General features: G+C 72.4%; 6 protein-coding genes. 5 read left to right on the forward strand and 1 reads right to left on the reverse strand.

What is annotated here, in order from left to right; all coding sequences use genetic code 11:
• Nucleotides 1-123: 123 nt before the first annotated feature.
• Entirely contained in the window at nucleotides 124-993 is an 870-nt protein-coding gene (locus ACI2K4_RS23075; RefSeq protein WP_404514043.1) for a copper resistance protein CopC, read from the reverse strand.
• Between the two features lie 88 nt (nucleotides 994-1,081).
• Here ACI2K4_RS23075 and ACI2K4_RS23080 point away from each other — a divergent pair, with 88 nt between their 5' ends.
• The 5 genes from ACI2K4_RS23080 (at nucleotide 1,082) to ACI2K4_RS23100 (ending at nucleotide 6,660) form a co-directional block, all read left to right on the forward strand.
• Nucleotides 1,082-1,456: a hypothetical protein gene (locus ACI2K4_RS23080; RefSeq protein WP_404514044.1), complete on the forward strand. Its 375-nt coding sequence runs from the start codon at nucleotides 1,082-1,084 to the stop codon at nucleotides 1,454-1,456.
• Complete coding sequence (locus ACI2K4_RS23085; protein ID WP_404514045.1) at nucleotides 1,453-2,811, forward strand: hypothetical protein; 1,359 nt, start codon at nucleotides 1,453-1,455, stop codon at nucleotides 2,809-2,811. Before ACI2K4_RS23080 ends, ACI2K4_RS23085 begins: the two co-directional genes overlap by 4 nt.
• Before the next feature lie 213 nt (nucleotides 2,812-3,024).
• Complete coding sequence (locus ACI2K4_RS23090; protein ID WP_404514047.1) at nucleotides 3,025-3,939, forward strand: cation diffusion facilitator family transporter; 915 nt, start codon at nucleotides 3,025-3,027, stop codon at nucleotides 3,937-3,939.
• 85 nt (nucleotides 3,940-4,024) lie between these two features.
• A complete protein-coding gene (locus tag ACI2K4_RS23095) occupies nucleotides 4,025-4,621 on the forward strand; it encodes a copper resistance protein CopC (protein WP_404514048.1) in 597 nt (198 codons plus the stop codon).
• 41 nt (nucleotides 4,622-4,662) lie between these two features.
• A complete protein-coding gene (locus ACI2K4_RS23100; protein WP_404514049.1) occupies nucleotides 4,663-6,660 on the forward strand; it encodes a cytochrome c oxidase assembly protein in 1,998 nt (665 codons plus the stop codon).
• Nucleotides 6,661-6,847 lie beyond the last annotated feature (187 nt).

Genomic DNA, 6,847 nt, shown 5'->3' on the forward strand with positions numbered 1-6,847 from the left:
GTGCCGATGTGCATGCCCCAAGCGGTACGAAAAGCGTTATGGGACAACGACTTTCGGTCATCGTCTTTGCTTTTCATTAAGTGATCGGTACCGGGCGTAATGACGATGTTCGACATTGTCGACTCAGCGGTTGCCGCCACGCCTGCGGGCCGGTTGGGCGTTCCGACCGGAGGAGCCGCCCGCCGCCTTCCGGGCCGCCGCCGCACGACGGGCCGCCGCCGAGGTCGCCGGCCGGCGCCGGTTCGCCGGGCCGGTGTTGATCCGCGCCCGTCTCTTCGGCCGCAGTACCAGCACCACCATCAGGACCACCGCCGCCAGCAGCAGCACCGGCAGCAGCCAGGTGAGCGCTCCACTGTCGCCGGTGCCGTCACCGGCGTCGGTCGTACCGGCCGGGGTTGGTGCGGCGGCCTGGCCGGTGTCGCCCGGGGCGGCCGACCGGGGCGGCTCCGGGTTCTCGGCCGCGGCCACCAACGCCGGGTCGGCGGCATTGGTCGGCGCGGTCCAGCCCTGCGGCGCGGCGGTGGGTGTGCCGGAGTACCTGAACTTCACCGTACCGCGTACGGGTTCCCGGTCGGAGGCGACCGAGAGGTAGCTGGCGGTGTACTCGCCCTTCTCCGGCCAGTGCGTGACCTGCACGAACGCGGAGTAGCCGGTGTGGTAGAGCTTCGGCTCCCACTTGCCGTTGACCAGGTTGAGTTCGGTCACCGGGCGGTCGAGTCGCTTCTCCGGGCCGGGTTGCCAGCCGCCGTCGACCCGGACACCGCTCGGTGCGGTCACGGTGAAGTACGCGTTCGCCGCCGGTGCCTCGGTGAAGTAGAGCTCCAACGCCTGCTTCGGCTGCGACAACGTGGCACCGGCCACCGGGTCGGAGACCGCCAGTTGCCCGTGGGCGGAGGCGGGTGCACCGGCCACGACGAGCGCGACTGTCGCTCCGAGGAGGACGGCGAGCAGGCGGCATGCCGCGCGTACGTTGACCAGCCGGGGCGATCGCATCGGCCCATCATGGTGGCTTCCGCTGTGCCCGGCAAGACGCTACAGTCGCTTCCCAACGTCGCGGACCGGCCTGACTGGGGAGATGTCGATGAAGCCCGTTACCGGCCGCCGTCGCGCTCTGGCCGTGCTGAGCAGCGCGATCCTGCTCGCCGTGGCGGGCACCGGTTGCGGTTCGACGGAGCAGCCGACCGACCCGTCCGCGCCGGTCGAGGTGGCCATCACCATCACCGGCGGTCGGGCCGAGCCGCAGCCCGGTCGGATCGACGCGAAGAAGAACCAGCAGGTCAGGATCACCGTCACCAGCGACGTCGCGGACCGGGTCCACGTGCACGGGTACGAGGTCGGCGCCGACCTGATCGCCGGACAGCCGGCCACGGTGGAGTTCGAGGCCGAACTGGACGGTCTGTTCGAGGTCGAGACGCACCAGTCGGGGCTCCTGCTGTTCCAACTCCTGGTGCGATGAGCGACCCTGCCCCTGGTTCCGCGTACGTCTTCCCGGAACTGCTCGCCCACGGGGTGGGCGGTCGCCAGGACCTGCCCATCCCGTTCGGGTTCGCGGTGACCGGTGCCGCGTTGGCCCTGGTCATCTCGTTTGTCGTGCTCGGGGCGTTCTGGCGGGACGCCCGGTTGGGTGACCCGGAGGCGGGTCGACCGTTGCCCGCGCGGGTGGCCGCCCTGATCGGCTCGACGGGCTGGCGGTGGGCCCTGCGTGCGCTGGGACTGGTGCTCGCCGGCTACTTCGGCATCGGGCTCTTCCTCGGCCCCGACGTCGACCGCAATCCCACCGCCGGTGCCTTCTACGTCCTGTTCTGGGTCGGTCTGGTGCCCGCCTCGCTGCTCTTCGGACCGGTCTGGCGGACGCTGAACCCGTTGCGTACGTGCTGTTTGCTGGTGGCGGCGGCGTTCCGTCGCGACCCGCACCGAGGGCTGCTGCCGCTGCCGCCGCGACTGGGCTACTGGCCGGCCGCGCTCGGCCTGCTCGCCTTCGTCTGGCTCGAACTGGTCGCCCCCGACCGTGCCACCGTGCCGGTCATCCGCGCCTGGCTGGTCGCGTACGCGGTTGTCATGCTGGTCGGGGCGCTGCTGTTCGGGGTCGACCTGTTCGACCGGGGTGACGCCTTCGAGGTCTACAGCGACCTGGTCGGGCGGCTCGCGGTGGTCGGCCGGAGAGACGACGGTACGCTCGTCTGGCGCAACCCGCTGGAGGGGATGAGCGGGCTGGCCCCCGCTCCCGGGCTCACCGCGGTGGTGGTCGTCCTGCTCGGCTCCACCCTCTTCGACAGCCTTTCCAACGCGCCCGCCTGGTTCCGGTTCGTGCAGAACAGCGAACTACCGCCGGTGCTCACCAACACCGCCGGGATGCTCGCGCTGATCGGCGTCGTGCTGGGCGCGTACGGCCTCACCTGCCTGCTCGCGGCGCGGTCGGCAGCGGGCGTGCGGCCGGGCGAGGTCGCGGCCGAGATCGCCCACTGCATCGTGCCGATCGCGGTCGGTTACGTCGTCGCGCACTACTACTCGCTGCTGGTCCTGGAGGGACAGCGGACCCTGGCGCTGCTCTCCGATCCCCTGGTCACCGGCACGTCGAACTGGTTGGGCACCGCGAACTGGTCGATCAGCGCCGCACTGGTCACCCCGACCGGTGTGGCCATGTTGCAGGTGACGCTGATCGTGCTCGGGCACCTGATCGGCACCGTGCTCAGTCACGACCGGGCACTGGTGCTCTTCCCCGGCCGGGCGGCGGTCTCCGCCCAGGTCCCGCTGCTGGTGCTGATGGTCGGCTACACGGTCGCCGGCCTGTTCCTCCTCTTCGCCGGCTAGCCCCTTCCTCTTCGTTGGCCAGCCTCTTCGCCGGCTAACCTCTTCGCCGGCCAGCATCCCCGCCGGCTGGCGTTCCTTCGCCTCGGCGCCGGTGCTCCGGCCGCCTCCCGGACCCGCTCGCGCCCTGTCGGGCACGGGTTTCACTTTTAACTTGCACACATAGCGATGTACGCATACTTTGACCGGAGAGTGGTGACAACGAGGGGAGCGACCATGGGTGCGGGTCACGACCACGGCGGGCACGCGGCGCGCGCGGGGGAACGGCACCGCCGACCGCTCTGGGCGGCCTTCGCGGTGCTGGCCGTGTTCATGGTGGTCGAGGCGGTCGCCGCCTGGCTGACCGGATCGCTGGCCCTGCTCTCCGACGCCGGTCACATGTTCACCGACGTGCTCGGCATCGGGATGGCGCTGGCCGCCATCACCGCCGCCAGCCGGGCGGCGAACGACACCCAACGGACCTTCGGCCTCTACCGGCTCGACGTGCTGGCCGCGCTCGCCAACGCGGTGCTGCTCTTCGGGGTGGCGGTCTTCGTGCTGGTCGAGGCGGTCCGCCGGTTCGGTGCCCCGCCCGAGGTGGCCGCCGGTCCGATGCTGGTCGTGGCGGTCGGTGGGCTGGTCGCGAACATCGTGGCGTTCCTGCTGTTGCGCTCGGGCGCCCAGGAAAGCCTCAACGTGCGCGGCGCCTACCTGGAGGTGCTCGGCGACCTGGTCGGCTCGGTCGGCGTGATCGTCGCGGCGACCGTGATCGCGCTGACCGGCTGGGGCTACGCCGACCTGGTCGTCGCGGTCGCGGTCGGCCTGTTCATCCTGCCGCGTACCTGGCAACTCGCCCGCGCCGCGACCCGGGTGCTGGTGCAGGCCGCCCCGCCACACGTCGACGTGTCCCTGGTGCGGGCCAGCCTCTCCGGCGTCGCCGGGGTCAGTGACGTACACGACCTGCACGTCTGGACCCTCACCTCGGGCATGGACGTGGCATCGGCCCACCTGAGCCTGGACGGCGGAGCGGACGTGGGACTGGTGCTCGCCGCCGCGCGTGAGCGGTTGCACGAGGACTTCGGCATCGACCACGCCACCCTCCAGGTCGAACCGCTCGCCTCGGCCCGGTCCTGTCAGGACAGTCACTGGTGATTTCCCGGTCCCGCCGGGAACCATCCCGCCCTCCGGCACGACTACCTGTGGGGTCGTCCGTCACCGCCGTTGGGAGCTGAGCAGGATGCGAGTGTTCCGCCGGGTCGCCGTCTTCGCCGTCACGGGTGCGCTCGCGCTGATGGTCGCGCCCGCACCCGCCCAGGCCCACAACGAACTGCGGGCCAGCAACCCGGCCAAGGGAGCCAAGCTGGCCAGCGCGCCGGCCGAGGTGACGCTCGACTTCGCCGAACGGCTCGATCCCCGCTTCACCACGGTCGCCGTCACCGACGCCGCCGGCAAGGCGGTCGTCGACGGCAAGCCCCAGGTCGACGGCGTACGCGCGGTACAGCGGCTGCGTCCGGCACTCGACGCGGGCGCCTACACGGTGGCGTACCGGGTGGTCTCGGTCGACGGGCACCCGGTACGCGGCTCGCACACCTTCACCGTCACCGCGCCGCCCACCACCGCGCCGGCCACTCCTGCGGCACCACCCTCGCCGACGGCGGCGCCGACATCGGACGTCCCGCCGACCACTCCCGCCGCCGTCACCGACGAGGAACTGCTCGCCGGCGACGGGGACGACCGGAGCACGCTGCCGTTCCTGCTGCTCGGAGGCGTGGTCGTACTGGCGCTCGGCACCGGGCTGCTGATGGTCCGGCGGCGCGGGACCGGCGGCCCGTGACCAGCGGCGGAACTGACCCGGCAGCGTCGGGCCGGCCGAGCGTGACCGGACCCGAGACGGGCCAGCCGCGCGGGCTCGCCCCCGGCCAGCCGGTGGCCGCGACCGGTCGGCCCGCGTCGCCCGGCACCGCGACCGGCGGTCGCGTCCGTGCCGCCGCCGGCCTGCTGGTCGCCGTCGGGGTGCTGGCCGTGACCCTCTGGTACGGCGGCGCCACCCGTCGCGAAGTGCTGCCCGGTCTGGTGGACGCCGGCCCGATCACCCCGTGGGCGCTGCCGGCCGCCCGACTCGGCATGCAGGTCGGCGCTGTGGTCACCGTCGGCCTGCTGCTGGCGGCGGTGTTCTTCGCGCCTCGCGCCAGCGGCGGCGGACTCTCCGCGACCGGCTACCGCCGAATCCGGGCGGCGGCCTGGTCCGCCCTCGGCTGGTGCCTGGCCAGCGTCGCCGCCCTCTGTCTCACCCTCGCCGACGTGCTCGGACTGCCGATCGCGGAGGCGGTGTCACTGACCTCGGTGGTCAACTTCGCCACCAGCGTGCAGCTCGGGCAGGCACTCGCCCTGGTCGGATGGCTGGCCGGGGCGATCTTCCTGATCTGCCGTTCGGCGCTGACGCCCCGGACCGCCGGGATCGGACTGCTGCTGGCGGTGCTGGCGATGGTGCCGCCGGTCTTCACCGGGCACGCGGCGGCGGCCAGCAACCACCAGCTTGCCGTCTCCGGTCTGCTGCTGCACGTACTGCCGGTGGCGCTCTGGGTCGGTGGACTGCTCGCCCTGGTGCTGACCGGACGTGCCGCCACCGACCAACTCGCCGTCGCGGTACGCCGGTTCTCGCCACTCGCCGCAGCCTGCCTGCTCCTGGTCGCCGCCTCCGGGCTGGTCTCCGCGTACGTCCGACTGCCCGGTCTCGGAGCGCTGGTCGGCACGCGTTACGGGCAGCTCGTCCTGCTCAAGACCGTACTGCTCGGCATGCTCGCCCTCGTCGGTTGGTGGCAGCGGCGAGCGGCCCTGCCCGCCCTGGCCGCCGGTGTCCGGGGCGTCTTCGTCCGGGTCGCCACCGTGGAGATCCTGCTCTTCGCCGGGGCGATGGGGACTGCGGTCGCGCTGTCGCGTACCCCGGCGCCGGTGCCGGGCGGACCGGAGGAGAGCATCGCGCAGGCGTTGCTCGGCTACCCGATGCCGGCCGCCCCCGATCTCGGCCGCTGGCTGGGCGACTGGCTGCCCGAGCCGATTTTTGTCGCCGCGGCGCTCGGCGCCACCTGGTGCTACCTCGGCGGGGTGGTCCGGCTGCGCGCACGGGGCGAACACTGGCAGGTGGCGCGCACCGCCTCCTTCCTGGTGGGGGCCACCGTGGTGGTCGTCGCCACCTCCGGCGGGCTGGCCCGGTACGCGCCCCTGCTGTTCAGCGCGCACCTGCTCCAGCAGTTGTCGCTGACCCTGGTCGCGCCGCTGCTGATCGTGCTGGCCGCCCCGCTCACCCTGGCGCTGCGGGCGCTGCCCAGCGGCACCGACCCCGGCTGGCCGGGTACGCGGGAGCGGCTGTGCTCGGCGCTCGGGTCACGTACCCGGCTGCTGTTGACCCGGCCCCCGGTGGCGGCCGTCCCGCTCGCCGGCATCGGATACCTGCTCTATTTCACCGGGCTGTACGAGCTGACCCTGCGCTCGCACGCCGCGCATCTCGTCATGATCGGTTGTTTCCTGGCCGTCGGCGGGCTCTTCTTCTGGGCGGTGCTCGGGGTCGACGCCGTACCGGACCGGCCGAGGTCGCACGCGCCACGACTGCTCGCCGTGGTGCTGCTGCTGGTGGCGCAGATCGGGCTCGGTGTGCTGCTCGCCCGCTCGGGCGAACTGCTCGCCCCGAACTGGTTCACCGCGCTGGCCCGCCCCTGGGGCGATCCGCCCCTGGCCGACCAACAGTCCGCCGCCACACTGCTCTGGTCCCTGGGCAGCCTGCCCCCACTAGCAGCTCTCGCCGCGCTGCTCCTCCCCCCGCCCACCCCCACCTCCCGCCGCCCCCGCCCCGCCGCCCGCCCCACCGCCCGTTGATCTAGGGCATATCGTCGCTTGTTGATCTTCATTTGCGACGATATGCCCTAGATCGGCGATGTGAGGGGCGGGGAGGGGGAGGGCGGGGGGAGGGGGTTAGTCCTTGTCGCCTCTGGCGAGGTGGCCCGTTCCGGGCTGAAAATCGTGTTGGTCGCTCGCTGACGTCGTCGCTCCTTGGTCCTACGAG

Source organism: Micromonospora sp. NPDC050397, assembly GCF_044901685.1.
GTDB lineage: Bacteria > Actinomycetota > Actinomycetes > Mycobacteriales > Micromonosporaceae > Micromonospora_G.